Origin of the sequence: Neisseria basseii (genome assembly GCF_962707005.1) — a bacterium.
GTDB lineage: Bacteria > Pseudomonadota > Gammaproteobacteria > Burkholderiales > Neisseriaceae > Neisseria > Neisseria bergeri.
Genome location: NZ_CAUIXH010000025.1, coordinates 1 through 26,403 on the forward strand (window position 1 = coordinate 1; position 26,403 = coordinate 26,403).

Consider the following 26,403-nt stretch of genomic DNA (forward strand, 5'->3'; position numbering starts at 1 on the left):
ACAACCCCCCCCCCCCCCCCCCCCCCCCCCCCGCAAAATGAACATTTCGAGCAAGACCTTATCCCTTACGCCGTCCGTTTCAGACTCAATCAAATCCTTCCCGAACTCGACTGCCATTGGCAGGAAAATCTGACAGAAATCTTCAAAACACTTTCTCCCGAAGCCAGACAGGCCGCCTGTACGCAAATCCTTTCCCGAAAAGGCATAGGCTATAACGAAGCCGACGGTTCTTTCACGTACCTTCCCAAAAAACGCATTTCGTTTTCTTCTTTGGCAAAGGATATTCCCATCCCCGACCTCAAACGGCTGGCGGGGCATATTGCGGAACGCCTGGATGTATTGGCGCAATGCGAATCGCCGGTTTATATTGCCGACATTCTCGAAAGCGTGCTGTCCGTTATCAAAAACGTCGATACCGGAGGCAAGCGCGCACGGGAAAATTTCAAACAGATTCTGAAAACCGAATTCATCTACGCCGCCGCTGCGGTATTGAAAAACAAAACCAAATGGGAAATCCCCGAAAATACCCGCAATCTCGATTCGGACATCATCTGTACCTATATCTGCGAAGTGTTCCTAAAATCGCACCTGCTCGGCAACAGTTTTCCGATGATGCGCCCGCGCGAAGTGAAGCAGATGCCCGAACCGGTGTTTGACAAAGTATTGTTTGCCGAACAGCGCGCCCGCCAGTTGGAAGTTATCCGAACGTCAAAATACATCTTCGCCATCGCGCCTTATTACACCGACGATATTCCGTTTTCCCTGCGCCGCTTCCTGTCGGAAGACAAGCTTTATACCAGCTACAACCGCTATTACACCGCCATCCATATCCCCGTCCGCAACATCACTCAGAATGATGCTCTGAGGTTTGCCAACGGTTTGAAACAGATTCTTTCGCTGCAATCCGGCGTGAGCTGGGAAATCATCGATATGATGGACAGGATAGAGGAAAACTACGACAAAAAAGCCCTGCCGCTGTTGTTTTCGCCGTTCCCCGCGCAAGTCGAACGCACGCAGGCGATTGCCGCCAGATTGGACCAATTCGAGCGGTTGTTGGGCGACACCGTCCTCGATCCGTTCTACTATTGCCTGACGCGTATGGCGAAGGGCGAGGAAGATTTGAAATATATTTATATCGCCTTCCGCCAGTCTTTCGGCGGCATCTTCAATTCGTTTGAAAACTTCCGCCTGCTGCCCGCGCTGTGGATGAGCAGGGATGTGGAAAATATGTCCGACCGCATGAACGCCTATATTTCCGCAATGGAAGACCGCCGCCGCGAGATATTGTCCATTCGGCAGGGAAAGCCTGAAGAAGAATTTTCCCGCAAGATGGTCGTCTGCCTGAACGACTTGGAAAATTGTCTGGAAAAACACCTCGAACAGTTCGGGCCGGTATCGGAAAGTATCGAAGCCTGTACCGCCAAACTGCAGGAGCAACCGTCGTTCTTCAACAGGCTGATGAAAACCAACGACAAGCTCAACAGGCAGATTGACGTGTTGCAGAAACAGTCGGCAGCCATCCACAACGAAGCCTATATCGAAATGAACACGCTGCTTTACCGCCATCGCGAAGTGGTTTCCGTCCACAACCGCAAAGCAGATTATGCGGAAAAGGGCAAAGAGCGGATTGCGCTGTTCCCGCGCGGCTTGAACGGCATCACCAAGCTGCCCGCCGCCGTCCTGTTGCCCGAGCGTCCCTACCATTTTGATATGAAGGAGGTTCTGCATATATTCTCCCGGATACCGAGGTAGGCGTATCGGCTGCCGGATAAAAATGCCGTCTGAAACGGAAGCGTTCAGACGGCATTGTTGCAGTGGAACAAATCAAAAATGCACCCCGTCATTCCTGTCTGTACGGGGATGGCGGCAGTGTTTTCCTGCTTCGTTTTCAATCGAGCCTAAAACAATGCCGTCTGAAACGGAAATCTGTTTCAGACGGCATTTCTACAATCAAACGGCGGAACGTTTATTTGAATTTGTAGGTGTATTGCAGGCCGATGATGTCGGCGTGGTTTTTGAAACGTGCGGAAGAAGCGCCTTTGCTGTCCACATCGTTGCCGCTTGCCTTCGCCGTGCGGTAGCTGGTGTCGTTGATGTGGATGTGGGTGTAGGCGGCATCGACGACGTGGTTTTTGCCGATATGGTATTTCATACCGGCGGAGAACCAGATGCGGTTGCCGTCGGGCAGGCTGTTCATACGGTAGTCGGCGTTGCGGACGGGCGATTTGTCAAAAGCGATGCCGGCGCGCAGTTGCAGCGGTTCGCTGATTTGATAAGAACCGCCCAAGCCGACTTTGTAGGTGTTGCGCCAGTTGGGGGTGATGGTGGTGCGGTCGGATTTTTTGCTCATACCGATGGTTTTTTCTTTTTCAAAAACCAGTTCCGCCTTATTGAAGCGGCTGTGGCGCGTCCAGGTTACGTCGCCGAACAGGTTGGCTTTGTCGGACACTTTGTACATGCCGTGTACGGACAAAGACTCAGGCGTTACGATTTTGACGCGGGCTTTTTCATTCGCCGTGTAACCGTTTGCTGCGAGTGCCGTACTCCACATTGCTTTCGCCGCTGCGCCGTCTGCCGCCCATTCGGCATCGCCTTTGAGCGTGTGTGAGACTTTGGAACGGTAGTTCACGCCCACGCGCGCGCGGTCGTTGATGTCCCACATCCACGCCAGTTGGTAGCCGAAGCCCCAATCGCTGCCTTTGACATCGGCGTGTCCATCGGCCTGAATGGCGGCGGCACCGGCGGGATTGGATTTCAGCATTGCTGCTTTTTGCGGGATACCCCAGTCGGCATATTTGCGCAGCTCGGCGGAAGTATGTTGGGCGATGATGCCTGCGCCGAAGGAATGATGGTCGTTGAGTTTCCATGCAGCGACAGGTTCGACGGCGATGCTGGTCAGCCCGAGTTTGTTGATGTTGTGGCGCAACACGGAATCTTTTTCGTATTCGGTGGCAGAGCCGAAGGGGACGTACACGCCCAAGCCCACGGTCAGGTCGTCGTTGACTTTGTATGCGCCGTAGATGTGGGGCGCAACCGTGGTTTTGGTGATTTTGCCGTTTTTAGAACCTTGGACGGGAAGCCCGGTAAAGTCGGTGGCGGAATCCGCCTCATAACGGATGCTGGGCAACACGATATTGGCGTTGACGGAAATCTGGCTGCTGTCGAGTTTGGTCAGGCCGGCGGGGTTGTAGAAGATGGTCGATGCGTCGGCGGCTTCTGCGGCGGCGGCATTTGCCGTGCTTTGCGCGTTGACCGACTGTGTGCCGAAGTGGTAGCCGGATGCGTGGACGGATGCGGCGGCAAAGGCAGTGCCGAGCAGCAGGACGGTTTTTTTCAGTGTGGAAGGGGTCATTTCAGTTTCCGTAAAAAGGCGGATGGAGGACAAATAAAAAAGGCAGTCGGAATTGCCTTGTTTCGCTTTAGTATAGGTACTCGATTTTATCCGATGTTGCCGGATTTGCACAATTTTTTCAGAGTTTGCCCGAACCGCCGCGCCGCCGCAAAAAATGCCGTCTGAAGCCTCGGGCATCGGCTTCAGACGGCATTTTCCACTCAGGGCGGATTATTTGACGCGCAGCACTTCCAGCGTGTTGGTCGAACCGGATTCGCGCATTTGCGAGCCGCTGGTGATGATGTACTGGTCGCCGGAATGCAGGATGTTGTGTTCCACCAGCATCGTTTCGACTTCGTTCAACGCCGTGTCGTGGTCGGTGCTGGTTGCCAAAATCAGCGGACGCACGCCCCGGTACATCGCCATACGGCGTTGGGCGGAAACGCTCGGGGTCAGCGCGAAAATCGGCAGGGTGATATTGTGGCGGCTGATTTCAAAGGCGGTCGAACCGCTTTCGGTCAGGGCGACGATGGCTTTGGCGTGAACCGCGCGCGCCACGCTGACCGCGCCGCCGGCAACCGCCAGGTTGGTGCTGACGGCTTCGGGATACTCAACCTGTTCGGCAACGCCGTTGAGCGAATTCTGTTCTTTTTCGGCAGCCGCGCAGATAATCGCCATTTGGCTGACGGTTTCAAACGGATACGCGCCGACGGCGGTTTCGGCGGAACACATCACCGCATCGGTGCCGTCCAATACCGCGTTTGCCACATCGCTGACTTCCGCGCGGGTCGGCACGGGGTTGGTAATCATCGATTCCATCATTTGCGTCGCCGTAATGCTGAAGCGGCGCAACTCGCGGGCGCGGCGGATCATCCGTTTTTGCAGGGCGGGGACGGCGGCGTGTCCGACTTCGACCGCCAAGTCGCCGCGCGCAACCATAATGCCGTCGCCGGCGAGGATGATTTCATCAAGGTTTTCAATCGCTTCCACACGTTCGATTTTGGAAACCAAACCGGGGCGCACGGCAGTGCTGCCTTTCATTTCTTCTTCGACTTTGGCGCGCGCGATGTGCAGGTCTTCGGCGGACTTCACAAAGCTGATGGCGAGGTAGTCGCAACCGATGGCAATCGCGGTTTTCAGGTCGCGGAAGTCTTTTTCTGTCAACGCGCCTGCGGACAAACCGCCGCCGCGCTTATTGATGCCTTTGTTGCTTTTCAGGACGTGGCTGTTTTCCACCCTTGTGATAATCCTGCTGCCTTCGACGGATTCCACGGTCAGGGTCAGCAGGCCGTCGTCCAGCCACAAGACATCGCCTGCGGCAACGTCGTCGGGCAGGTCGCGGTAGTCCAAACCGACCGCCTCGCGCGTGCCTTCGCCTTCGAGCGCGGCATCCAGTACCAGTGTTTCGCCTTTGTTCAATTCGATGCTGCCGCCGGCGATTTTGCCCACGCGGATTTTTGGGCCTTGCAGGTCGGCAATGATGGCGATTTCCTGTCCAGCGCGTTTTGCCGCCTCGCGCACGATGCGGGCGTTTTCCTGATGGAATTCGGGCGTGCCGTGGCTGAAGTTGAAGCGGACGACGTTCAGGCCGCCGACGCGGATCATATCTTCCAACAGTTCTACGTTATTGCTGCCCGGCCCGAGGGTGGCGACGATTTTGGTGTTGTGGCTGATGCGGGTCAGATCGCGGCTTGTCTGGTTCATATGAAAGTCCTTTCGGTCTCAATCGGGTGTTTTGCGGTATTTTGTTGCAAAATTACAGAAATTTGGAACCGGTTTGATGCCATTTGATGAACGCGGCGGAATATTCTGTAAAAATATGATTTAAATTAATGGTTTGATATTTTACCTGCAAACCGCCTTTTTTGGTGCAAAATTACACGGTTTTATGATTTAGGCTAAATTTATTTTTTGTTCGGCGGCTTGCGCGGTCGGGTAAAATGAAGGTTTTGAACGGTTGGTCGGACAGGACGATGTGGCGGGTTTTGAGTGCTTTGCCGATAGGCGTGGTGTTTTTTGATTTGATCTACGGTTTTGTGTTGAACGTGTTGCAGGGTTTGGATTTGCAGCGTGCCGTGCCGGATTCGGAAGGCGTGCTGGCGGTTACGCCCGATATTGCGTTCAACAGTTTGCAGATTGTCGCCAACGGCGGTATGGCGGCGGTGGTCTGTTTCGGGTTGGCGGTCGTGTTTCTGCTCAACCGTTCGGTGCGGCGGCGGCAGGTCTTGGAAATCGGGGTGTTCCGGATGTTGGGGCTGGTGGCGGTATTGGCGTTCAGCGCGCCTTCGCTGTGGGAGTGGGCGAACGCGCTGCCGCTGCTGCTGAAGGGCGCGGACGTGGTCAATACGGGGAATGCGCGTTATGTGCTGACGGCTTTGTGTATGCCCTTTCCGGCGGTGTCGTGCGTCATCGGGCTGGTGGGGCGGTTCAGGCTTCAGACGGCATCGGGCAGGGCGGCAAAGGCAGGGGGTGCGGGCAAGGCGGGCGGATAGGGCGCGTATTTTAAAATGCCGTCTGAAAGGGCTTCAGACGGCATTTTTCAGCGGGCGTGCCGGGTTTCGATACCGGCTTTGATTTCGCCGTAAACCTGAGTGCCGCCTTGTCCGGACGGGGTGGCGCAGGCGGCGAGTGCCGACAGGGTGCAGATGAGGATGAGTGTTTTCATTTGGGATCGCAACGGAAGTGGTAGGCGCAGATTTCAAAACCGTTTTTGAAATACAGGCGGTGCGCGTCGGCGCGGTCGTGGTTGACGTGGACGTTAAGGTGGATTTTGGTTACTCCTGTTTCCGCGCCGATTTTGCGGACTTCTTCCAGCAGGCGCGAAGCGTAGCCTTTGCGGCGGCTTTGCGGCAGGGTAACGATGTCGTCGATGTGGATGTGGCGGCCGCCGGCGAGGGTGCAGGCTTCGCGGAAGCCGCAGACGGCGACGGCATTGTGTTTGCCTTCTTCAAAAATACCCAGCAGGCGGTAGCCTTGGGGGCGTTGGATTTTGTTGATTTGTTCGGTAAAGCGGTTGATGTCGGTCAGGGCGGAACGCAAAACGCTCAAGGCTGCAAAGGCGGTGGCGGTGTCGTCCGCGCCGATTTCGCGTAAAACGTAGGATGCGCCCGAGGCGGTCTGTTCCTGTGCTTTTTCGGCGGCGTGTTTTTCTTCGATTGCCTGTGCCAGCAGGACGCGCTCGTCGGTAGGGTCGTTTTGTCCGCCCTGTTCGCGTTCTTCGAGCAGGGCTTTGCAGTCGATGACGCGCAGGTCGTTGTCGGCGGCAAAGTCCATCAGGAAGCGGAACATTTGGGGGTTGTCGGTTTCCAGTTTTTTATCGACGGCGACGCAGCGGATGTTGTCCACTAAAATCGGGCGCACCCATTTCGAGTAGGAGAGACGGTTGTCTTTGGTAAACGAGGACAGAATGCCGCACAGGCGTTCCGCCCAGTCGCTGGGGCGGAAAATCTTGCCGGAACTCGTTGTGCCGTGGATGACGACTTCGTAGGGGTTGCAGACTAACATGGCGGCTTCCTGAAAAGAAATGTCTGGCGCGATTATACCTTATGCTTATGCGGGCGTGTTTGGATATGCCGTCTGAAAAGTACGGGATTCGTGCGGTAAAACTTTGCGGCGGCAAATGTGCGATAATACGCGCCGTATTGCCGCTTTTGCGAAGCTGTTCCGCAAACATACGGGCGGCGTGGACGTATAACCGGATACCCGCCTGACGCGGGTTTTTTACGGAAGGGGGGCAAAAATGCCTAATCCGCTTTACAGACAGCACATCATCTCCATTTCGGATTTGTCGCGCGAACAGTTGGAATGCCTGCTTCAGACGGCATTGAAGCTGAAGGCGCATCCGCGCGGCGATTTGTTGGAAGGGAAACTTATCGGTTCGTGCTTCTTTGAACCGTCCACGCGTACGCGCCTGTCGTTTGAAACGGCGGTGCAGCGGCTGGGCGGCAAAGTTATCGGTTTCTCGGACGGCGCGAATACCAGTGCCAAAAAAGGCGAGACGCTTGCCGATACCGCCCGCATCATTTCCGGCTACACCGACGCAATCATCCAACGCCACCCCAAAGACGGCGCGGCGCGCGTGGCGGCGGAGTTTTCGCGCGTCCCCGTCATCAACGCCGGCGACGGCACGAACCAGCATCCCAGCCAGACCTTGTTGGATCTGGTAACGATTTATGAAACGCAGGGGCGTTTGGACAAGCTCAAAATCGCAATGGCGGGCGACTTGAAATACGGGCGCACCGTGCATTCGCTTTGTCAGGCGTTGAAACGTTGGAATTGTGAATTTGCCTTTGTTTCGCCGCCCAGCCTAGCCATGCCCGACTATATTACCGAAGAGTTGGACGAAGCTGGTTGCCGATACCGTATCCTCGGCAGTTTGGAAGAAGCGGCGGAATGGGCAGATATCCTGTATATGACCCGTGTTCAGCGCGAGCGTTTCGACGAACAGGAATTTGCCAAAATCCAAGGCAAATTCAACCTCGACGCATCCATGCTTGCCCGCGCCAAACCGAACCTGCGCGTGCTGCACCCCCTGCCGCGCGTGGACGAAATCCATCCCGATGTCGATGCTACGCCGCATGCCTATTATTTCGAGCAGGCAACCAACGGCGTTTATGCGCGTATGGCGATATTGTCGCTGGTGTTGAACGAAGAAGTGTGAGGAACCGATATGGAAACCCCGAAACTCAGTGTCGAAGCCATTGAAAAAGGTACGGTTATCGACCATATTCCCGCCGGCAGGGGGCTGACCATCCTGCGCCAGTTCAAACTTTTGCACTACGGCAACGCAGTAACCGTGGGCTTCAACCTGCCCAGCAAAACCCAAGGCAGCAAAGACATCATCAAAATCAAAGGCGTGTGCTTGGACGACAAAGCCGCCGACCGCCTCGCCCTGTTCGCCCCCGAAGCGGTGGTCAATACCATCGACAATTTCAAGGTCGTGCAGAAGCGGCATTTGAACCTGCCCGACGAAATCGCCGAAGTGTTCCGCTGTCCGAACACGAATTGCGCCGGCCATGGCGAGCCGGTCAAAAGCCGGTTTTATGTTAAAAAACACAACGGGCAGACGCGGCTGAAATGCCACTACTGCGAAAAAACCTACAGCCGGGATTCGGTGGCGGAAGCCTGACGGATTCCCTTAAACCGAGTGGGCGGCATTTCGTCTGCCGCCTGTTTTGCCAATCTGAAATGGAATGATGATGCACGCTTCTGTCCAAAGCCGTTTCGCACCGATACTTTATGTTTTGATTTTCTTTGCCGGTTTTTTGACTGCGCAAATCTGGTTCAATCAGAAAGCCTATACTGAAGAGCTGCCTCCGCTTCTGTCCGCATTGTCCGCCGTCGCGCTGGTGTGGCTGGCGTGGGCGTTCGTGTCGGCGCGTTCAAAGGCTAAGGCGGAAAAGTTCTACCGCGAAAAAATGATACAGAACGAAAGCATACACCCCGTCCTGCACGCTTCTTTACAGCATTTGGAACACAAGCCGCAGATGCTCGCCCTGCTGGTCAAAAACCACGGCAAAGGGATGGCGGAGCAGGTCAGGTTTAAGGCGGAAGTGCTGCCCGACGACGAAGACGCGCGCACGATTGCCGCCGAGTTGGCAAAAATGGATATGTTCGCATTGGGGACGGACGCGGTCGCCTCGGGCGAAACCTATGGACGCGTGTTCGCCGATATTTTCGAGTTGTCGGCGGCTTTGGAGGGGCGCGCGTTCAAAGGAATGTTGAAACTGACGGCGGAATATAAAAACATCTTCGGCGATGCCTGCCGTTCGGAAACGGCGTTGGAGTTGGGCGCGCTCAATCAGGCGTTGAGGGAAATCTCGAAAACGCCGGAAAAGCCTAAGCGGATATTTTATTGAAGGTGTCCCGATGTATGGGGCGCGCACGGGCGGCGCGGCGGCTTTTTTCGGCAACAATGCCGTCTGAAGGCTTCAGACGGCATTTTTTCAAGGGGCGGCGGCAAAGCGGCAGGGTGGATTTGAATACCGGCCGATTCTATTTGTTTGCAAAGGGAAAGCCGCCGGTTTCCGTTCGGGCGGAAACCGGCCCTGTTGGATAAAGGGCATTTTGTCCGGCCGAATCAGGGTTCTGCATCAACGGGATATGAAAACACAGCCTCAATAAAAATGCCGTCTGAAGCCTTCAGACGGCATTGTTGCCGAGGGGTTATTGGAAAGGGTCGGAATCGACGCGGGCGCGACCCTGATCCGGCATATTGTCCAAATCCCGTCCCGGATTGGCGGCGGTGTCGCCTTCGGAAATATCGGAGATGTTTTCCAAAATAATGGCGTAAGCCAGTCTCGGCGTAGTGTGGTAAACCATTGCCAAGCCCACTTCTTCGGCAGGTGTCGAAATCAGCTCGACGGTATCCCTGCTTTTAGGTTCTTCGGCCAAATTGTTGGAGAGGTTGACCTGCATCGTTTTCTTGCGTTTGTAGAGGCTTAAAACCGCGCCTTTGTCCAATCCGTCGTCCCCGCCTTTGTCTATCGTAATGGTTTTGAACTGTCCGCCGACCCCCGCGCCTTCAAACACGGAAACGATTTTCGCCTGAACCGGTTGGGAGGGCTCGTGCGGCACCATATTGAAGCGGTCGGTGTCTTCCGGCATTTTCATCAGGTAGTCGCCCTGCTGTATTTCGGAAATGGCGGTTTCGACCACCAGCGGCTGTATCGAATGGGTACGCAGCGGGGTAATCAAAGGATGGGTGCGGGTATAGTATTCGTTGTCTTTCAGCCGTTCTTCAGCCTGTTTCGAGCGTTGTTCGAGGGCGGAGTCGGTATAGTCGAGGGAGCGCACGATGCCGCCGAATGCGACTTCCTGCCCGAGGAATTTACCCGTATCCGGATCGGTGATGTTTTTATTGATACGGTAGGTCAGGTAGCGGCCTGGCTCTTTCAGGCCTTTGGTGTAAACCCTAGTGCCTTTGGTGTACAGCAGCCTGCCTTCGGGGCCCGAAACCAGGCGCGGCGCGGCAGCGGTTTCTTTGCGGGAAACGATTTGCGGATGCTGCATAAAGATGCGGTAGAAGTTGACATCGATGGCGGGAATACCGTATCCGGAAACTTCCTTATCCGGACTCATTTTGACGACGGGGATGCCGTCTGTCTGTTCCAAGCCGAGGCGCGGTTCGCCGTTAACGTAGCGCAACACCAATACCTGGCCCGGATAAATCAGGTCGGGATTGCGGATTTGGCCCCGGTTCGCACCCCACAGGCGGCCCCATTGCCACGGGCTGTACAGGTATTTGCCCGAAATGCCCCACAGGGTGTCGCCCTGTTTGACCGTGTAGCGTTGCGGCGCGTTCGGGCGCACCTTCAGATTTGCCGCCAAAGTTTGTGTTGATAATGCCATACCTGCCGCGCAGAGCAGGGTTATAATACGACGTTGCATAACCGTTCCCCTTATCTGATGAATTTCGGTTTGTCTTGCCTGATTGGGTTGGAAAAAGCGGCGGCGGTCTTTTCGGGACGTGCCGCATGACAATAAATGTCTCGCATTTTAACATCGAATTATCCGCACCATCACGGTAATTATGAAAAACAGGCGGCGTATCCGCCTAAGGAAAGAGAAAATTATGGCTTTACTGAATATCCTCCAATATCCCGACGAGCGTTTGCACACGGTGGCGAAGCCTGTCGAACAAGTCGATGAGCGCGTCCGGAAGCTGGTTGCCGATATGTTTGAAACGATGTACGAGGCGCGCGGCATCGGGCTGGCGGCGACGCAGGTCGATGTGCACGAGCGCATCGTCGTGATGGATTTGACCGAAGACCGCAGCGAACCGCGCGTGTTCATCAACCCCGTCATCGTCGAAAAAGACGGCGAAACCACTTACGAAGAGGGCTGCCTGTCCGTACCGGGCATTTACGACACCGTTACCCGCGCCGAACGCGTCAAGGTCGAGGCTTTGAATGAAAAAGGCGAAAAGTTCACGCTGGAGGCGGACGGCTTGCTGGCGATTTGCGTGCAGCACGAGTTGGACCACCTGATGGGCATCGTGTTTGTCGAACGCCTTTCCCAACTCAAGCAGGGACGCATTAAAACCAAGCTGAAAAAACGTCAGAAACATACGATTTGACCCTTTTGCCGTGCCGTCTGAACGCTGCAAGGTTTTCAGACGGCACGCCCTTATCCGACAACTTTACGCACACGCAGGAACACGCTATGAAAGTCATCTTTGCCGGCACGCCCGATTTTGCCGCCGCCGCCTTAAAAGCCGTTGCCGCCGCCGGTTTTGAAATCCCGCTGGTGCTGACCCAGCCCGACCGTCCGAAAGGGCGCGGTATGCAACTGACTGCCCCGCCTGTCAAACAAGCCGCGCTGGAACTCGGTTTGCGCGTGGCACAGCCCGAAAAACTGCGCAACAACGCCGAAGCCCTGCAAATGCTCAAAGAGGTCGAGGCAGACGTAATGGTGGTTGCCGCGTATGGTTTGATTTTGCCGCAGGAAGTGTTGGATACACCGAAACACGGCTGCCTCAACATCCACGCCTCGCTGCTGCCCCGTTGGCGCGGCGCGGCGCCGATTCAGCGCGCGATTGAGGCAGGCGATGCCGAAACCGGCGTGTGCATTATGCAGATGGATGCTGGTTTGGACACCGGCGATGTGGTCAGCGAACACCGCTACGCCATCCAACCTACCGATACCGCCAACGAAGTCTACGACGCGCTGATGGAAATCGGTGCGGCGGCGGTTGTTGCCGATTTGCAACAGCTTCAAAGCAAAGGCCGTCTGAACGCGGTCAAACAGCCCGAAGAAGGCGTAACTTACGCCCAAAAATTAAGCAAAGAAGAAGCGCGTATCGATTGGAGCGAAAGCGCGGCGGTTATCGAACGCAAAATCCGCGCCTTCAACCCCGTGCCTGCCGCGTGGGTCAAATATCAGGGCAAGCCGATGAAAATCCGGCGGGCGGAAGTGGTGGCGCAACAAGGCACGGCAGGCGAAGTGTTGTCCTGTTCGGCGGACGGTTTGGTCGTTGCCTGCGGCGAAAACGCGCTGAAGATTACCGAATTGCAGCCTGCCGGCGGCAGGCGTATGAATATCGCGGCGTTTGCGGCGGGACGGCATATCGAAGCAGGGACGAAGCTGTAAATCCCTTCAGACGGCATTTGAACTGCAAACGGGGATGCCGTCTGAAACCATCAGTTGAAGAAAGCGAATCACATAATATGAGTATGGCACTTGCCCAAAAACTTGCCGCCGACAGCATTGCGGCGGTTGCCGAAGGGCGCAACCTTCAGGACGTGTTGGCGCAAATCCGCACCGCGCATCCCGACCTTACGGCGCAGGAAAACGGCGCGTTGCAGGACATCGCCTACGGCTGCCAGCGTTATTTGGGCAGTTTGAAACATATGCTCGCGCAGATGCTGAAAAAACCGATTGACAATCCGCAGCTCGAAAGCCTGCTTTTGGCGGCGTTGTACCAACTGCATTACACGCGCAACGCGCCGCACGCCGTGGTCAACGAAGCTGTTGAAAGCATCGCCAAAATCGGGCGCGGGCAGTACCGTTCGTTTGCCAACGCGGTTTTGCGCCGCTTTTTGCGCGAACGCGACAAGCTTGCTGCCTCGTGTAAAAAAGACGATGTGGCGAAACACAACCTGCCGCTGTGGTGGGTGGCTTATTTGAGAAACCATTATCCGAAACACTGGCACAACATCACCGCCGCGCTGCAATCCCATCCGCCGATGACGTTGCGCGTCAACCGCCGACACGGCAATGCTGAAAGCTATTTGGAAAAACTGGCTGCGGAAGGCATTGCGGCTAAGGCGTTGGACGAATATGCGGTTACGTTGGAAGAAGCCGTGCCGGTAAACCGTCTGCCCGGTTTTTCAGACGGCATTGTTTCGGTACAGGACTTCGGCGCGCAGCAGGCGGCGTATCTCCTTAACCCGAAAGACGGCGAACGGATTTTGGACGCGTGCGCCGCGCCGGGCGGCAAGACGGGGCATATTTTGGAACTGGCGGATTGCCGCGTTACCGCCTTGGACATTGATGCAGGCCGTCTGAAGCGTGTGGAGGACAATATCGCCCGTTTGGGCTTTCAGACGGCATCGGCGGCGTGTGCCGATGCGCGGGATTTGGCGGCGTGGTATGATGGAAAGCCTTTCGACGCAATCCTTGCCGACGTGCCATGCACCGCTTCCGGCGTGGCGCGGCGCAATCCCGACGTGAAATGGCTGCGCCGTCCGACCGACGCGCTCAAAACCGCCCGCCAGCAGGAAGCCCTGCTGGACGCACTTTGGCAGACGCTGAAACAGGGCGGCAGAATGCTGCTTGCCACCTGTTCCGTGTTCGTCGAAGAAAACGACGGGCAATTGCAAAAATTCCTCAACCGCCATGCCGATGCCGAACCGATCGAATCGCGGGTGCTTTTACCGAACAAACACCAAGATGGCTTTTATTACGCGCTTATTCAAAAGCATTAAACAATGGCTTGTGCTGCTGCCGATGCTTTCCGTTTTGCCGGACGCGGCGGCGGAGGGCATTGCCGCGATCCGTGCCGAAGCGAGGATAACCGACGGCGGGCGGCTTTCCATCAGCAGCCGCTTCCAAACCGAGCTGCCCGACCAGCTCCAACAGGCGTTGCGCCAAGGCGTACCGCTCAACTTTACCCTGAGCTGGCAGCTTTCCGCCCCGACAATCGCCGCCTACCGGTTCAAATTCGACCAGCTTATCGGCGGCGATGCCGATATCTATTACAAACTGACCTTTCATCCGCTGACCAACCGCTACCGCGTTACCGTCGGCGCGTTTTCGACAGACTACGACACTTTGGCGGCGGCATTGCGCGCGACCGGCGCGGTTGCCAATTGGAAAGTCCTGCACAAAGGCGCGCTGTCCGGCGCGGAAGCGGGGGAAACCAAAGCCGAAATCCGCCTGACGCTGTCCACGGCGAAACTGCCCAAGCCCTTCCAAATCAACGCATTGACTGCTAAGAACTGGCATTTGGATTCGGGTTGGAAACCTTTAAACATTATCGGGAACAAATAATGCGCCGCTTTCTGCCTGTTTCCGCCGCGTGCGCCGTCGTCCTGCTGTACGGATTGACGGCGGCGACCGGCAGTGCCAGTGCGCTGGCGGATTATTTTTGGTGGATAGTCGCATTCAGCGCAATGCTGCTGCTGGTGTTGTCTGCCGTTCTGGCGCGTTATGTCATATTGCTGTTGAAAGACAGGCGCAACGGCGTGTTCGGTTCGCAGATTGCCAAACGCCTTTCCGGGATGTTCACGCTGGTCGCCGTACTGCCCGGCGTGTTCCTGTTCGGTGTTTCCGCACAGTTCATCAACGGTACGATTAATTCGTGGTTCGGCAATGACACCCACGAAGCCCTCGAACGCAGCCTCAATTTGAGCAAGTCCGCACTGGATTTGGCGGCAGACAATGCCGTCAGCAACGCCGTTCCCGTACAGATAGACCTCATCGGCACCGCCTCCCTGTCGGGCAATATGGGCAGTGTGCTGGAACACTACGCCGGCAGCGGTTTTGCCCAGCTTGCCCTGTACAATGCCGCAAGCGGCAAAATCGAAAAAAGCATCAATCCGCACCAATTCGACCAGCCGCTTCCCGACAAAGCACATTGGGAACAGATTCAGCAGACCGGTTCGGTTCGGAGTTTGGAAAGCATAGGCGGCGTATTGTACGCGCAGGGCTGGCTGTCGGCGGGTACGCACAACGGACGCGATTACGCGCTGTTCTTCCGCCAGCCGATTCCCGAAAATGTGGCACAGGATGCCGTCTTAATCGAAAAGGCGCGTGCGAAATATGCCGAATTGAGTTACAGCAAAAAAGGTTTGCAGACCTTTTTTCTGGTAACCCTGCTGATTGCCTCGCTGCTGTCGATTTTTCTTGCACTGGTAATGGCACTGTATTTTGCCCGCCGTTTCGTCGAACCCATTTTGTCGCTTGCCGAGGGGGCGAAGGCGGTGGCGCAGGGCGATTTCAGCCAGACGCGCCCCGTGTTGCGCAACGACGAGTTCGGACGTTTGACCAAGCTGTTCAACCATATGACCGAGCAGCTTTCCATCGCCAAAGAAGCAGACGAACGCAACCGCCGGCGCGAGGAAGCCGCCCGCCACTACCTCGAATGCGTGTTGGAGGGGCTGACTACCGGTGTGGTGGTGTTTGACGAACAAGGCCGTCTGAAAACCTTCAACAAGGCGGCGGAACAGATTTTGGGGATGCCGCTCGCCCCCCTGTGGGGCAGCAGCCGGCACGGTTGGCACGGCGTTTCGGCGCAGCAGTCCCTGCTTGCCGAAGTGTTTGCCGCCATCGGTACGGCGGCGGGTACGGACAAGCCGGTACAGGTGGAATATGCCGCGCCGGACGATGCCAAAATCCTGCTGGGCAAGGCAACCGTCCTGCCCGAAGACAACGGCAACGGCGTGGTGATGGTGATTGACGACATCACCGTGCTGATACGCGCGCAAAAAGAGGCCGCGTGGGGCGAAGTGGCGAAACGGCTGGCACACGAAATCCGCAATCCGCTCACGCCCATCCAGCTTTCCGCCGAACGGCTGGCGTGGAAATTGGGCGGGAAGCTGGACGAGCAGGACGCGCAAATCCTGACGCGTTCGACCGAAACCATCATCAAACAGGTGGCGGCGTTGAAAGAAATGGTCGAGGCATTCCGCAATTACGCGCGCGCCCCTTCGCTCAAACTGGAAAATCAGGATTTGAACGCCTTAATCGGCGATGTTTTGGCTCTGTACGAAGCCGGCCCGTGCCGGTTTGAGGCGGAACTTGCCGGCGAACCGCTGATGATGGCGGCGGATACGACCGCCATGCGGCAGGTGCTGCACAATATTTTCAAAAATGCCGCCGAAGCGGCGGAAGAAGCCGATGTGCCCGAAGTCAGGGTAAAATCGGAAGCGGGGCAGGACGGTCGGATTGTCCTGACGGTTTGCGACAACGGCAAAGGGTTCGGCAGGGAAATGCTGCACAACGCCTTCGAGCCGTATGTAACGGACAAACCGGCGGGAACGGGACTGGGTCTGCCCGTGGTGAAAAAAATCATTGAAGAACACGGCGGCCGCATCAGTTTGAGCAATCAGGATGCGGGCGGGGCGTGTGTCAGAATCATCTTGCCAAAAACGGTAGAAACTTATGCGTAGCAGCGATATTTTAATTGTAGATGACGAAATCGGCATCCGCGACCTGCTGTCGGAAATCCTGCAGGACGAAGGCTATTCGGTCGCGTTGGCGGAAAACGCCGAAGAGGCGCGCAAGCTGCGCCATCAGGTACGCCCGGCGATGGTGCTGCTGGATATTTGGATGCCCGATTGCGACGGCATTACCCTTTTGAAGGAATGGGCGAAAAACGGGCAGCTCAATATGCCGGTGGTGATGATGAGCGGGCACGCCAGCATCGATACTGCCGTAGAAGCGACCAAAATCGGCGCGATCGATTTTTTGGAAAAACCGATTTCCCTGCAAAAGCTGCTGTCTGCCGTCGAAAACGCGTTGAAACACGGTGCGGCTCAAATCGAAACGGGACCGGTGTTCGACAAGCTGGGCAACAGTGCCGCGATTCAGGAGATGAACCGCGAAGTCGAAGCGGCGGCAAAACGCACGTCCCCTATATTTTTGACGGGCGAGGCGGGGTCGCCGTTTGAAACCGTGGCGCGCTATTTCCATAAAAACGGTACGCCGTGGGTCAGTCCGGCAAGGGTCGAATATCTGATCGATATGCCGATGGAACTGTTGCAGAAGGCGGAGGGCGGCGTTTTGTATGTCGGCGACATCGCCCAATACAGCCGCAATATCCAAACCGGCATTGCCTTTATCATCGGCAAGGCGGAACGCTGCCGCGTCAGGGTGGTCGCATCGGGCAGCAGGACGGCAGGTTCAGACGGCATTGCCTGCGAGGAAAAGCTGGCGGAACTGCTGTCGGAGTCGGTCGTCCGCATTCCGCCGCTGCGTATGCAGCATGAGGACATCGCCTTCCTGATTCAGGGGATTGCCTGCGAGGTGGCGGAAAGCCAAAAGATTGCGCCAGCCCCATTCAGTGAAGATGCGCTTGCCGTGCTGACCCGTTACGACTGGCCGGGAAATTTCGACCAACTGCAAAGCGTCGTAGCAACGCTGCTGTTGGAGGCGGACGGACAGGAAATCGGCGCAGGGGCGGTTTCTTCCCTTTTGGGGCAGAATGTGCCTGCCGAGGGGGCGGAAGATATGGCGGGCGGCTTCAACTTCAATCTGCCGCTGCGCGAATTGAGGGAGGAGGTGGAGCGGCGTTATTTCGAGTACCACATCGCCCAAGAAGGTCAGAATATGAGCAAAGTGGCGCAGAAGGTCGGTTTGGAACGCACGCACCTTTACCGCAAACTCAAACAGCTCGGCATCGGCGTTTCGCGCCGGGCGGGGGAAAAAACCGAAGAATAGGCCCGGACGGCCGGTTTTCCGGTTGCGGGCTTCTGTTTTCAGACGGCATTTGGTGCAAATGCCGTCTGAAATCGTAAGGGGACGGATTTTATGACAGAGGACGAACGTTTCGCGTGGCTGCAATTGGCGTTTACGCCCTATATCGGCGCGGAAAGTTTCCTGCTGCTGATGCGCCGTTTCGGCAGCGCGCAAAATGCCTTGTCCGCACCGGCGGAACAGGTTGCCCCGGCGGTGCGGCATAAGCACGCGCTTGAGGCTTGGCGCAATGCGGAAAAACGCGCTTTGGCGCGGCAGGCGGCAGAAGCGGCGTTGGAATGGGAAATGCGGGACGGATGCCGCCTGATGCTGCTTCAGGATGAAGATTTCCCCGAAATGCTGACGCAGGGGCTGACCGCGCCGCCGGTTTTGTTTTTGCGCGGCAACGTGCGGCTGCTGCACAAGCCTTCCGCCGCCATCGTCGGCAGCCGCTATGCCACGCCTCAGGCCATGCGGATTGCCAAAGATTTCGGCAGGGCGTTGGCTGGGAAAGGCATTCCCGTTGTGTCGGGTATGGCTTCGGGCATCGATACCGCCGCCCATCAGGGCGCACTGGAGGCAGAAGGCGGCACCATCGCCGTGTGGGGGACGGGCATAGACCGCATTTACCCGCCGGCCAACAAAAACCTTGCCTATGAAATCGCCGAAAAAGGACTGATTGTCAGCGAGTTCCCCATCGGCACGCGCCCGTATGCCGGCAACTTTCCGCGCCGCAACCGCCTGATTGCCGCGCTGTCGCAGGTTACGCTGGTGGTCGAGGCCGCCTTGGAATCCGGTTCGCTGATTACCGCCGGTTTGGCGGCAGAAATGGGGCGCGAGGTAATGGCGGTACCCGGTTCGATAGACAACCCCCACAGCAAAGGCTGCCACAAACTGATTAAAGACGGAGCGAAACTGACGGAATGTTTGGACGACATCCTGAACGAATGCCCGGGGCTATTGCAAAATACGGGTGCTTCGTCATATTCTATAAATAAGGATATGCCCGACACGGGTCGCCGCGCCGTTCAGACGGCATCCGCCCCGCCACCTGCCGCAAAAATGCCGTCTGAAGGGGCGGCAGGCGGCACAGCCCACGGCGGCATACTGGATAAAATGGGTTTCGACCCCGTCCATCCCGACGTGCTTGCCGGGCAGCTCGCTATGCCTGCCGCAGATTTGTATGCCGCACTGTTGGAATTGGAATTGGACGGCAGCGTTGCCGCAATGCCCGGCGGCAGATACCAGCGTATCCGAACTTGAACGCATAATTTAAGGAACATGAATGACCGAAGTCATTGCCTACCTCATCGAACATTTCCAAGATTTCGATACCTGTCCGCCGCCCGAAGACTTGGGTATGCTGCTCGAAGAAGCGGGTTTCGATACCATGGAAATCGGCAACACCCTGATGATGATGGAAGTATTGCTCAACAGCTCCGAATTTTCCGCCGAACCCGCCGACAGCAGCGCATTGCGCGTGTACAGCAAAGAAGAGACCGACAACCTGCCGCAGGAAGTGATGGGGCTGATGCAATATCTGATTGAAGAAAAAGCCGTAAGCTGCGAACAGCGGGAAATCATCATCCACGCGCTGATGCACATCCCCGGCGACGAAATTACCGTAGATACCGCCAAAGTGCTGACCCTGCTGCTTTTATGGGCAAACAAGAGCGAGCTGCCCGTGTTGGTCGGCGACGAGCTGATGAGCGCGCTTTTACTCGACAACAAACCCACGATGAACTGAAGCGGCTTCAGACGGCATTATCCTGCTAACCTGCCGTCTGAAACGCCGGCATCAAAACCACCATCCAGAGAACGACAAATGGCGAAAAACCTCTTAATCGTCGAATCCCCGTCCAAAGCCAAAACCCTGAAAAAATATTTGGGCGGCGATTTTGAAATCCTCGCGTCCTACGGACATGTCCGCGACCTCGTCCCCAAAAGCGGAGCAGTCGATCCCGACAATGGCTTTGCCATGAAATACCAATTGATCAGCCGCAACAGCAAACACGTCGATGCCATCGTTGCCGGTGCCAAAGAAGCTGAAAACATCTACCTCGCAACCGACCCGGATAGGGAAGGCGAAGCCATTTCTTGGCATCTTTTGGAAATCCTTAAATCCAAACGCGGCTTGAAAAACATCAAGCCGCAGCGTGTCGTATTTCACGAAATCACCAAAAACGCCGTGCTCGATGCGGTTGCCCATCCGCGCGAAATCGAAATGGACTTGGTCGATGCGCAACAAGCCCGTCGCGCTTTGGACTATCTGGTCGGTTTCAACCTCTCGCCATTGTTGTGGAAAAAAATTCGCCGCGGTTTGAGTGCAGGCCGTGTGCAAAGCCCCGCACTGCGTTTGATTTGCGAACGCGAAAATGAAATCCGCGCGTTTGAAGCGCAGGAATATTGGACGGTACATCTCGACAGCCACAAAGGCCGCAGTAAGTTTACCGCCAAACTCGCCCAATACAACGGCGCGAAACTCGAACAATTCGACCTGCCGAACGAAGCCGCGCAAGCCGACGTGTTGAAAGAACTCGAAGGCAAAGAGGCAGTCGTTACCGCCATCGAAAAGAAAAAGCGCAGCCGCAACCCCGCCGCGCCGTTCACCACATCTACCATGCAGCAGGATGCCGTGCGCAAACTCGGCTTTACCACCGACCGCACCATGCGTACCGCCCAACAGCTTTACGAAGGTATAGACGTAGGGCAGGGTGCCATCGGTTTGATTACCTATATGCGTACCGACAGCGTGAATTTGGCAGATGAAGCATTAACCGAAATCCGCCATTACATCGAAAACAAAATCGGCAAAGAATATCTGCCGAGTGCCGCCAAGCAATACAAAACCAAATCCAAAAACGCCCAAGAAGCGCACGAAGCGATCCGTCCGACTTCCGTGTACCGCACGCCCGAAAGCGTCAAACCCTTCCTGAGCGCAGATCAGTTCAAACTCTATCAAATGATTTGGCAGCGCACCGTCGCCTGTCAGATGACGCCCGCCAAATTCGACCAAACCACCGTCGATATTACCGTCGGCAAAGGCGTATTCCGCGTAACCGGACAAGTGCAAACCTTCGCAGGCTTCCTCAGCGTTTACGAAGAAAGTAGCGACGATGAAGAAGGCGAAGACAGCAAAAAACTGCCTGAAATGAGCGAAGGCGACAAACTGCCCGTGGACAAACTCTACGGCGAGCAACACTTCACCACCCCGCCGCCGCGCTACAACGAAGCCACACTGGTTAAAGCCCTCGAAGAATACGGCATCGGCCGCCCCTCGACCTACGCCAGCATCATCTCCACGCTCAAAGACCGCGAATACGTTACCCTTGAGCAAAAACGCTTCATGCCTACCGACACAGGCGACATCGTCAATAAATTCCTGACCGAACACTTCGCCCAATATGTCGATTACCACTTCACCGCCAAACTCGAAGACCAGCTTGACGAAATTGCCAACGGCAAACGCCAATGGATTCCCGTGATGGACAAATTCTGGAAACCGTTCATCAAGCAAGTAGAAGAAAAAGAGGGCATCGAACGCGCCAAATTCACCACGCAGGAACTTGACGAAACCTGCCCGAAATGCGGCGAACACAAACTGCAAATTAAATTCGGCAAAATGGGTCGTTTTGTTGCGTGTGCCGGTTATCCCGAGTGCAGCTACACGCGCAACGTCAACGAAACTGCCGAAGAAGCCGCCGAGCGCATCGCCAAAGCCGAGGCTGAACAAGCCGAACTCGACGGACGCGAGTGTCCGAAATGCGGCGGTCGTCTAGTGTACAAATACAGCCGCACCGGCAGCAAATTCATCGGCTGCGCCAACTACCCCAAATGCAAACACGTCGAGCCGCTGGAAAAACCGAAAGATACCGGCGTCCAATGCCCGCAATGCAAAAAAGGCAACCTCGTCGAGCGCAAATCCCGCTACGGCAAATTGTTTTACAGTTGCAGCACCTATCCCGACTGCAACTACGCCACTTGGAACCCGCCCGTTGCCGAAGAATGCCCGAACTGCCATTGGCCGGTTTTAACCATCAAAACCACCAAACGCTGGGGTGTGGAAAAAGTCTGTCCGCAAAAAGAATGCGGCTGGAAAGAACAGATTGAACCGCCTGCACCGAAAGAGTGAAGCGGTTGGGATTGAGATGGAAGAAAATGCCGTCTGAAAGGAGTTTCAGACGGCATTTTGTTTATTAAAATAGATCACCTTGGATGCCTTGGCTCGATGAAGAAATTGTTGTTTTTTCAAATCCTTGGAAAATTTGATTTATTGCATCTTCAGGCTGATGAGGATTAATCACAAGCGTTGTTTTATCCTTAATTAATTCACGATTTAAATCGTATTTGGGGTTTTCTTTGTTGTTTTCATCATAAATAACAGCTCGTGAAATCCCATACTGTTTTGCTTTCTCAAGTGCATGGCGTGAGCCGCTATCAATTTTTTTGCTTTTTTTATCAATGCTTTCAGGTGTGTAGCTGGCACTTAAAATAACCGCATCACTAAACAGTGCCTGCAGACGGTCTCGCTTGATAAAACGGCTGATAAGGTCATTATGATTTTTTGGCGGTTCGTAATATTCAGTAATCAACAATCCGTCGTTTGATGCAATTTCTTCTGCTAAATCTCGATTACCGGCAGGTAAAATATCCGTTAACGGACTTGGTAAAATGGCAACGGTCGCACCTGATGACAGTAGTGCCTGTTTGTGTGCCACTGCATCACAGCCCATCGCTAGTCCGCTAACGATAACGGCATTTTTTTCCACTAATTTTTGGACAACTTTTTTTTCATCATCACAAGTATGGTTATCTGGATTTAATAAACCAATAACTGCAACATTGGAATTTTTTTTGCTGAGAAGTGATAAGTCACCTTTATAAAATAAGACAACAGGTTTGTCACTGTCGGGTACATTACCACGAATTAATGGGAAGTCAGGTTCTCCTATGGCAGTAACGCCATCACAGTAATTTTCAATCTCAATAAACTTTTGTTCGATTTGTTTTCTTACTCTTATAAAAGTCTCATTTGTTGCTTGTTCTTCTTTAGGAAGTTTGTTATTTAGCAAAGTTACAATTTCTTCGTATGGGGTGCGATGACTTAAGTTTCGTATAATCCATGCGTTTCCGATGCCGTTAAATTCTAAAGCAGTTAATATATTCAAGCTATGTTCTGTATATTTCATGAGAAATTCCTGTTTGTTTTTTAGAAGTTAAAACAAGTTGTTCAAGTCAAAATTATCTTTACCCCCTAAGGGACTTCGGTATTAGCTGGTTATCTGCTGAATATACTTATTGCTTCGGCTCGAATGGATTCTTTATTATTTATGTCATGCTCTAAGTAGGATTTGGTTCGGGCAATAGTGAATAGGATTACTTTTTCTGCACCTTTATCCAATAAAGCCTGTATGCAGTCTTCATCGACATTAACTGTTTTGGTGTAAATATCATCAATAAGTAAAATACGTTTTCCTCGGATTTCATCTGATAAAGAACAAGTATCTGTCGTTATGCCCGGGTAGGGCAAATCCCCATCTCCGCCACAATTTGATTTATTCAAATGAGTTGTACGGGTATCCGTATGTCGAATAATATAGTCAGAACCATCAAAACATGAAACCTCACAAAACATCTCATTATGTTTTGATTGGATTACAGTGATTATTTTGCGAATAGCCTCTAAGAAAAATAATTGACTAATCTGATAAGAAGACCTTGCTTTAGAACGTGGAACAACACAGATGGTATTGAGATTCTCTTTGTCAAGAAGTTCCAGTATTTGATGATAAAATGGAAAAAGCTCGTATGCAGCATTATATAACTCTTCCTCAGAAACATTTTTATAGGTATTTTTAAATACAACAAGGAAATCAGGATTTCCCTGATTACGATATTTGGTATAGTCTAGACAATAGTATGCATCAATATTTGTTTTCAGAAAGCAATTTTTCTGAATAATATGATGCTTAAGGGGAAGGTTATTATATGGATAATCTTTAATAAAATCGTGAACGGACATTGTTATACTCCAATTAAATAAAGTTGCGGGGTCTGCAAGCCTAAAGCAGCGGCTTGTTGAAGCTGTAATTTGTCATCATCAAAAATTAGAACACTATTTGGCAGGAGGTTTAGCCTTTTAAGGGCAAATTCATATTTGTTCGGGATAGAGGGGCAAAATATTTTTTCTTTGAACAAATCGTGAAGATGATGATATTCAATAAGTGAGCTGGCTCGATTCTCATCAGCGTTACTGACGAGAAAAACATCTCGATTGCTATTTTTGAGCAATTGGAATAAAGCCTCATTAAGGATAGTTTGGTTTAGAAAAGAGTGATAAATTTTTTGTTTTTGAATAATAATCTTTTGCTGCACAGATTCTGATAGTGATGTTAAATCTGTACGAGTAATCCTAAATTGATTATGCTTTGAAAAAAGTGTAGAGAATCCCAACGAATTGGCAGCAGACAAATACGCAGCGTTATTAGCTGCATCCGTAAAAATAAGAGTGTTATCTAAGTCAACAAGGAAATTCTTGTAAGGAGAGTGCAAAATATCCTGTTGAGATATATTTGAGTAAGTCATAAAGATGGTGCATAATCATTATTTATTTGAATAATATAAAAAACATTCTTGTTTAGCCAGTCAACCATAGTTTAAAATCTGTCCCGATAATTCAACTACCTACATAGAAAGTTCAGCCCATGGAAACCCACGAAAAAATCCGCCTAATGCGCGAGTTGAACAAATGGTCGCAGGAGGATATGGCGGAAAAGCTGGCGATGTCGGCAGGCGGGTATGCCAAAATCGAACGGGGCGAAACGCAGTTAAATATCCCGCGTTTGGAGCAGTTGGCTCAGATTTTCAAAATCGATATGTGGGACTTGCTCAAATCGGGCGGTGGTGGGATGGTGTTTCAGATTAATGAAGGTGATAGTGGTGGCGATATTGCGTTGTATGCGTCGGGTGATGTTTCGATGAAAATAGAATTTTTAAAAATGGAGTTGGAACATTGTAAAGAAATGTTGGAACAAAAAGACAAAGAAATCGAGCTGCTCCGCAAGCTGACCGAAACCGTTTAAACAGATATGCCGTCTGAAAAAAGTTTTCAGACGGCATATTCTTTGACAGGTCTTGTATAATACCGTTTGAACTTTCAGGCTTTCGATTATGGCGGCAGGCAAACATACCAAACACAGCAACCAGGTACGCATTATCGGCGGGCAATGCCGGGGCAGGAAATTAAGTTTCACATCCGCCGACGGACTGCGTCCGACACCCGACAGCGTGCGTGAAAAGCTGTTTAACTGGCTGGGACAGGATTTGACGGGTAAAACGGTTTTGGATCTCTTCGGAGGCAGTGGCGCACTCGGTATGGAGGCGGCATCGCGTAATGCAAAACGGGTCGTCATTGCAGACAACAACCGTCAAACGGTACAAACCCTTGAGAAAAACAGCCGCGAACTGGGTTTGGGGCAGGTGCAAATCGTCTGTTCAGACGGCATTGCATATTTGAAGACCGCATCCGAACAGTTTGATGTCGTCTTTCTCGACCCGCCGTTTGCATGGCAGGATTGGCAAATCCTGTTCGATGCCTTGAAGCCGCACCTGAACCCCGAGGCATTCGTCTATCTCGAGGCGGGTACGCTGCCGGATATTCCCGATTGGCTGACGGAATATAGAGAGGGGAAATCGGGGCAGAGTACATTTGAATTAAGGATTTTCCAAGTGGCTGAATAATATGCGCTTTGATAATCATTTCCGAGTTGTAAACATTCGTTTGCAACCGTCCGGTTCAAAAAAACCTTGTGCTATAATCCGCGCCCGCCCGGTTTTGATAATTTAGTGGAAAAGGAAAAGAAATGTCGCTCTTTATTACCGACGAGTGCATCAACTGCGACGTATGCGAACCCGAATGTCCGAATGATGCCATTTCCCAAGGCGAGGAAATTTACGAAATCAACCCCAACCTCTGCACTCAGTGCGTCGGACACTACGATGAGCCGCAGTGCCAGCAGGTTTGTCCGGTTGATTGCATCCTGATTGACGAAGAACATCCCGAAACCCATGACGAGTTGATGGCGAAATACGAAAAGATTATCCAGTTTAAATAAATTCTTCTTTAAAACATCAAATTATGTCTGTTTTGAAATAAAATCAAAAAAAAACTTGACGGAAAAGCAAGCCGCTAATAAACTAGCGCTCTCTTTTGGAGGGATTCCCGAGCGGTCAAAGGGGGCAGACTGTAAATCTGTTGCGAAAGCTTCGAAGGTTCGAATCCTTCTCCCTCCACCAAAATTCTTACTTGGAGCAGTAGCGAGTAATGCGGGTGTAGCTCAATGGTAGAGCAGAAGCCTTCCAAGCTTACGGTGAGGGTTCGATTCCCTTCACCCGCTCCAACAATTAGGCCCATGTAGCTCAGGGGTAGAGCACTCCCTTGGTAAGGGAGAGGCCGGCAGTTCAAATCTGCCCATGGGCACCATCTCTTCGATTATTCATTTCTTTAAAGCTTAGATATATAGGATATTGCCATGGCTAAGGAAAAATTCGAACGTAGCAAACCGCACGTAAACGTTGGCACCATCGGTCACGTTGACCATGGTAAAACCACTCTGACTGCTGCTTTGACTACTATTTTGGCTAAAAAATTCGGTGGCGCTGCAAAAGCTTACGAC

The 26,403-nt window shown here is 53.4% G+C and carries 27 protein-coding genes and 3 tRNA genes; 22 read left to right on the top strand and 8 right to left on the bottom strand.

Going from position 1 to position 26,403, the window contains the following annotated elements; translation table 11 throughout:
• Positions 1–1,752 (top strand): hypothetical protein (locus tag Q9I99_RS10100; RefSeq protein WP_304666221.1); only part of this gene is annotated, 1,752 nt, incomplete at its 5' end.
• Between the two features lie 214 nt (positions 1,753–1,966).
• On the opposite strand, the gene Q9I99_RS10105 is transcribed toward Q9I99_RS10100, so the two are convergent.
• Complete coding sequence (locus tag Q9I99_RS10105; protein WP_301667255.1) at positions 1,967–3,352, bottom strand: OmpP1/FadL family transporter; 1,386 nt, start codon at positions 3,350–3,352, stop codon at positions 1,967–1,969.
• A 210-nt stretch (positions 3,353–3,562) separates the two neighbouring features.
• On the bottom strand, positions 3,563–5,035 hold the full coding sequence (pyk, locus tag Q9I99_RS10110) for a pyruvate kinase (RefSeq protein ID WP_301667256.1): 1,473 nt from the start codon (positions 5,033–5,035) through the stop codon (positions 3,563–3,565).
• A 236-nt stretch (positions 5,036–5,271) separates the two neighbouring features.
• On the opposite strand from pyk, the gene Q9I99_RS10115 reads away from it, so the two are divergent.
• Positions 5,272–5,823, top strand: a complete 552-nt coding sequence (locus Q9I99_RS10115; RefSeq protein WP_301667257.1) for a hypothetical protein — start codon at positions 5,272–5,274, stop codon at positions 5,821–5,823.
• 47 nt (positions 5,824–5,870) lie between these two features.
• Here Q9I99_RS10115 and Q9I99_RS10120 read toward each other — a convergent pair whose 3' ends face one another.
• Together Q9I99_RS10120 and Q9I99_RS10125 are read right to left on the bottom strand one after the other, a co-directional pair.
• On the bottom strand, positions 5,871–5,996 hold the full coding sequence (locus Q9I99_RS10120; protein ID WP_275078737.1) for a hypothetical protein: 126 nt from the start codon (positions 5,994–5,996) through the stop codon (positions 5,871–5,873).
• Positions 5,993–6,835, bottom strand: a complete 843-nt coding sequence (locus Q9I99_RS10125; protein ID WP_301667259.1) for a GNAT family N-acetyltransferase — start codon at positions 6,833–6,835, stop codon at positions 5,993–5,995. The genes Q9I99_RS10120 and Q9I99_RS10125 overlap by 4 nt, the downstream gene beginning before the upstream one ends.
• A gap of 65 nt (positions 6,836–6,900) precedes the next feature.
• On the opposite strand from Q9I99_RS10125, the gene Q9I99_RS10130 reads away from it, so the two are divergent.
• The 4 genes from Q9I99_RS10130 (at position 6,901) to Q9I99_RS10145 (ending at position 9,189) form a co-directional block, all read left to right on the top strand.
• On the top strand, positions 6,901–7,041 hold the full coding sequence (locus Q9I99_RS10130; RefSeq protein WP_153309789.1) for a hypothetical protein: 141 nt from the start codon (positions 6,901–6,903) through the stop codon (positions 7,039–7,041).
• A 29-nt stretch (positions 7,042–7,070) separates the two neighbouring features.
• Complete coding sequence (gene pyrB, locus Q9I99_RS10135) at positions 7,071–7,991, top strand: aspartate carbamoyltransferase (RefSeq protein ID WP_002245386.1); 921 nt, start codon at positions 7,071–7,073, stop codon at positions 7,989–7,991.
• Positions 7,992–8,000: 9 nt separating this feature from the next.
• Positions 8,001–8,459 (top strand): aspartate carbamoyltransferase regulatory subunit, encoded by a 459-nt coding sequence (pyrI, locus tag Q9I99_RS10140; RefSeq protein WP_002216215.1) that lies wholly within the window; start codon positions 8,001–8,003, stop codon positions 8,457–8,459.
• Between the two features lie 64 nt (positions 8,460–8,523).
• On the top strand, positions 8,524–9,189 hold the full coding sequence (locus Q9I99_RS10145) for a DUF8453 domain-containing protein (protein ID WP_301667269.1): 666 nt from the start codon (positions 8,524–8,526) through the stop codon (positions 9,187–9,189).
• A gap of 307 nt (positions 9,190–9,496) precedes the next feature.
• Here Q9I99_RS10145 and Q9I99_RS10150 read toward each other — a convergent pair whose 3' ends face one another.
• A complete protein-coding gene (locus Q9I99_RS10150) occupies positions 9,497–10,720 on the bottom strand; it encodes a LysM peptidoglycan-binding domain-containing protein (protein WP_301667270.1) in 1,224 nt (407 codons plus the stop codon).
• Between the two features lie 184 nt (positions 10,721–10,904).
• Here Q9I99_RS10150 and def point away from each other — a divergent pair, with 184 nt between their 5' ends.
• The 9 genes from def to topA all read left to right on the top strand — a co-directional run bounded on the left by def (position 10,905) and on the right by topA (position 21,860).
• Positions 10,905–11,408 (top strand): peptide deformylase, encoded by a 504-nt coding sequence (def, locus tag Q9I99_RS10155; protein WP_206609203.1) that lies wholly within the window; start codon positions 10,905–10,907, stop codon positions 11,406–11,408.
• An 86-nt stretch (positions 11,409–11,494) separates the two neighbouring features.
• Positions 11,495–12,421: a methionyl-tRNA formyltransferase gene (gene fmt, locus Q9I99_RS10160; RefSeq protein WP_301667293.1), complete on the top strand. Its 927-nt coding sequence runs from the start codon at positions 11,495–11,497 to the stop codon at positions 12,419–12,421.
• 77 nt (positions 12,422–12,498) lie between these two features.
• Complete coding sequence (gene rsmB, locus Q9I99_RS10165) at positions 12,499–13,758, top strand: 16S rRNA (cytosine(967)-C(5))-methyltransferase RsmB (RefSeq protein WP_301667271.1); 1,260 nt, start codon at positions 12,499–12,501, stop codon at positions 13,756–13,758.
• On the top strand, positions 13,724–14,323 hold the full coding sequence (locus Q9I99_RS10170) for a DUF4390 domain-containing protein (protein ID WP_301667272.1): 600 nt from the start codon (positions 13,724–13,726) through the stop codon (positions 14,321–14,323). The genes rsmB and Q9I99_RS10170 overlap by 35 nt, the downstream gene beginning before the upstream one ends.
• On the top strand, positions 14,323–16,443 hold the full coding sequence (locus Q9I99_RS10175) for a sensor histidine kinase (protein ID WP_301667273.1): 2,121 nt from the start codon (positions 14,323–14,325) through the stop codon (positions 16,441–16,443). The genes Q9I99_RS10170 and Q9I99_RS10175 overlap by 1 nt, the downstream gene beginning before the upstream one ends.
• Positions 16,436–17,713, top strand: coding sequence for a sigma-54-dependent transcriptional regulator (locus Q9I99_RS10180; protein WP_301667274.1), 1,278 nt, complete (start codon positions 16,436–16,438; stop codon positions 17,711–17,713). Before Q9I99_RS10175 ends, Q9I99_RS10180 begins: the two co-directional genes overlap by 8 nt.
• Positions 17,714–17,803: 90 nt before the next feature.
• Complete coding sequence (gene dprA / locus Q9I99_RS10185) at positions 17,804–18,991, top strand: DNA-processing protein DprA (protein WP_301667275.1); 1,188 nt, start codon at positions 17,804–17,806, stop codon at positions 18,989–18,991.
• A 22-nt stretch (positions 18,992–19,013) separates the two neighbouring features.
• Positions 19,014–19,475 carry a Smg family protein gene (locus Q9I99_RS10190; protein ID WP_301667276.1) on the top strand — a complete coding sequence of 154 codons (462 nt, stop codon included), beginning with the start codon at positions 19,014–19,016 and terminating at the stop codon, positions 19,473–19,475.
• A gap of 78 nt (positions 19,476–19,553) precedes the next feature.
• On the top strand, positions 19,554–21,860 hold the full coding sequence (gene topA / locus Q9I99_RS10195) for a type I DNA topoisomerase (RefSeq protein WP_188212412.1): 2,307 nt from the start codon (positions 19,554–19,556) through the stop codon (positions 21,858–21,860).
• Positions 21,861–21,924: 64 nt separating this feature from the next.
• Here the strand turns inward: topA and Q9I99_RS10200 are convergent, their stop codons facing one another.
• From Q9I99_RS10200 to Q9I99_RS10210, 3 genes are all read right to left on the bottom strand, one after another.
• Positions 21,925–22,917 carry a DNA-processing protein DprA gene (locus Q9I99_RS10200; RefSeq protein ID WP_301667277.1) on the bottom strand — a complete coding sequence of 331 codons (993 nt, stop codon included), beginning with the start codon at positions 22,915–22,917 and terminating at the stop codon, positions 21,925–21,927.
• 89 nt (positions 22,918–23,006) lie between these two features.
• Positions 23,007–23,750, bottom strand: a complete 744-nt coding sequence (locus tag Q9I99_RS10205) for a ComF family protein (RefSeq protein WP_301667278.1) — start codon at positions 23,748–23,750, stop codon at positions 23,007–23,009.
• Positions 23,751–23,752: 2 nt separating this feature from the next.
• Positions 23,753–24,313: an HAD family hydrolase gene (locus tag Q9I99_RS10210; protein WP_301667279.1), complete on the bottom strand. Its 561-nt coding sequence runs from the start codon at positions 24,311–24,313 to the stop codon at positions 23,753–23,755.
• A gap of 119 nt (positions 24,314–24,432) precedes the next feature.
• On the opposite strand from Q9I99_RS10210, the gene Q9I99_RS10215 reads away from it, so the two are divergent.
• The 7 genes from Q9I99_RS10215 to Q9I99_RS10245 form a co-directional block, all read left to right on the top strand.
• Positions 24,433–24,810 (top strand): helix-turn-helix domain-containing protein, encoded by a 378-nt coding sequence (locus Q9I99_RS10215; RefSeq protein WP_301667280.1) that lies wholly within the window; start codon positions 24,433–24,435, stop codon positions 24,808–24,810.
• Between the two features lie 88 nt (positions 24,811–24,898).
• Positions 24,899–25,468 carry a 16S rRNA (guanine(966)-N(2))-methyltransferase RsmD gene (rsmD, locus tag Q9I99_RS10220; protein WP_301667281.1) on the top strand — a complete coding sequence of 190 codons (570 nt, stop codon included), beginning with the start codon at positions 24,899–24,901 and terminating at the stop codon, positions 25,466–25,468.
• A 122-nt stretch (positions 25,469–25,590) separates the two neighbouring features.
• A complete protein-coding gene (locus Q9I99_RS10225) occupies positions 25,591–25,842 on the top strand; it encodes a YfhL family 4Fe-4S dicluster ferredoxin (RefSeq protein ID WP_002215364.1) in 252 nt (83 codons plus the stop codon).
• A gap of 97 nt (positions 25,843–25,939) precedes the next feature.
• Positions 25,940–26,023, top strand: a tRNA-Tyr gene (locus Q9I99_RS10230).
• A gap of 30 nt (positions 26,024–26,053) precedes the next feature.
• A tRNA-Gly gene (locus Q9I99_RS10235) sits at positions 26,054–26,127 on the top strand.
• An 8-nt stretch (positions 26,128–26,135) separates the two neighbouring features.
• A tRNA-Thr gene (locus tag Q9I99_RS10240) sits at positions 26,136–26,210 on the top strand.
• 49 nt (positions 26,211–26,259) lie between these two features.
• Positions 26,260–26,403: GTP-binding protein (locus tag Q9I99_RS10245; RefSeq protein ID WP_241345700.1), on the top strand; the 144-nt coding region annotated here is incomplete at its 3' end.

Coding starts and splice junctions, on each gene's coding strand:
- topA (WP_188212412.1), top strand. CDS start 19,554: ATGGCGAAAAACCTCTTAATCGTCGAATCCCCGTCCAAAGCCAAAACC.
- Q9I99_RS10175 (WP_301667273.1), top strand. CDS start 14,323: ATGCGCCGCTTTCTGCCTGTTTCCGCCGCGTGCGCCGTCGTCCTGCTG.
- Q9I99_RS10225 (WP_002215364.1), top strand. CDS start 25,591: ATGTCGCTCTTTATTACCGACGAGTGCATCAACTGCGACGTATGCGAA.
- Q9I99_RS10200 (WP_301667277.1), bottom strand. CDS start 22,917: ATGAAATATACAGAACATAGCTTGAATATATTAACTGCTTTAGAATTT.
- Q9I99_RS10120 (WP_275078737.1), bottom strand. CDS start 5,996: ATGAAAACACTCATCCTCATCTGCACCCTGTCGGCACTCGCCGCCTGC.
- fmt (WP_301667293.1), top strand. CDS start 11,495: ATGAAAGTCATCTTTGCCGGCACGCCCGATTTTGCCGCCGCCGCCTTA.
- Q9I99_RS10190 (WP_301667276.1), top strand. CDS start 19,014: ATGACCGAAGTCATTGCCTACCTCATCGAACATTTCCAAGATTTCGAT.
- Q9I99_RS10215 (WP_301667280.1), top strand. CDS start 24,433: ATGGAAACCCACGAAAAAATCCGCCTAATGCGCGAGTTGAACAAATGG.
- rsmD (WP_301667281.1), top strand. CDS start 24,899: ATGGCGGCAGGCAAACATACCAAACACAGCAACCAGGTACGCATTATC.
- pyrI (WP_002216215.1), top strand. CDS start 8,001: ATGGAAACCCCGAAACTCAGTGTCGAAGCCATTGAAAAAGGTACGGTT.
- Q9I99_RS10125 (WP_301667259.1), bottom strand. CDS start 6,835: ATGTTAGTCTGCAACCCCTACGAAGTCGTCATCCACGGCACAACGAGT.
- Q9I99_RS10170 (WP_301667272.1), top strand. CDS start 13,724: ATGGCTTTTATTACGCGCTTATTCAAAAGCATTAAACAATGGCTTGTG.
- Q9I99_RS10210 (WP_301667279.1), bottom strand. CDS start 24,313: ATGACTTACTCAAATATATCTCAACAGGATATTTTGCACTCTCCTTAC.
- dprA (WP_301667275.1), top strand. CDS start 17,804: ATGACAGAGGACGAACGTTTCGCGTGGCTGCAATTGGCGTTTACGCCC.
- Q9I99_RS10115 (WP_301667257.1), top strand. CDS start 5,272: ATGAAGGTTTTGAACGGTTGGTCGGACAGGACGATGTGGCGGGTTTTG.
- Q9I99_RS10180 (WP_301667274.1), top strand. CDS start 16,436: ATGCGTAGCAGCGATATTTTAATTGTAGATGACGAAATCGGCATCCGC.
- def (WP_206609203.1), top strand. CDS start 10,905: ATGGCTTTACTGAATATCCTCCAATATCCCGACGAGCGTTTGCACACG.
- Q9I99_RS10130 (WP_153309789.1), top strand. CDS start 6,901: ATGCCGTCTGAAAAGTACGGGATTCGTGCGGTAAAACTTTGCGGCGGC.
- pyrB (WP_002245386.1), top strand. CDS start 7,071: ATGCCTAATCCGCTTTACAGACAGCACATCATCTCCATTTCGGATTTG.
- Q9I99_RS10105 (WP_301667255.1), bottom strand. CDS start 3,352: ATGACCCCTTCCACACTGAAAAAAACCGTCCTGCTGCTCGGCACTGCC.
- Q9I99_RS10145 (WP_301667269.1), top strand. CDS start 8,524: ATGATGATGCACGCTTCTGTCCAAAGCCGTTTCGCACCGATACTTTAT.
- pyk (WP_301667256.1), bottom strand. CDS start 5,035: ATGAACCAGACAAGCCGCGATCTGACCCGCATCAGCCACAACACCAAA.
- Q9I99_RS10205 (WP_301667278.1), bottom strand. CDS start 23,750: ATGTCCGTTCACGATTTTATTAAAGATTATCCATATAATAACCTTCCC.
- Q9I99_RS10150 (WP_301667270.1), bottom strand. CDS start 10,720: ATGCAACGTCGTATTATAACCCTGCTCTGCGCGGCAGGTATGGCATTA.
- rsmB (WP_301667271.1), top strand. CDS start 12,499: ATGAGTATGGCACTTGCCCAAAAACTTGCCGCCGACAGCATTGCGGCG.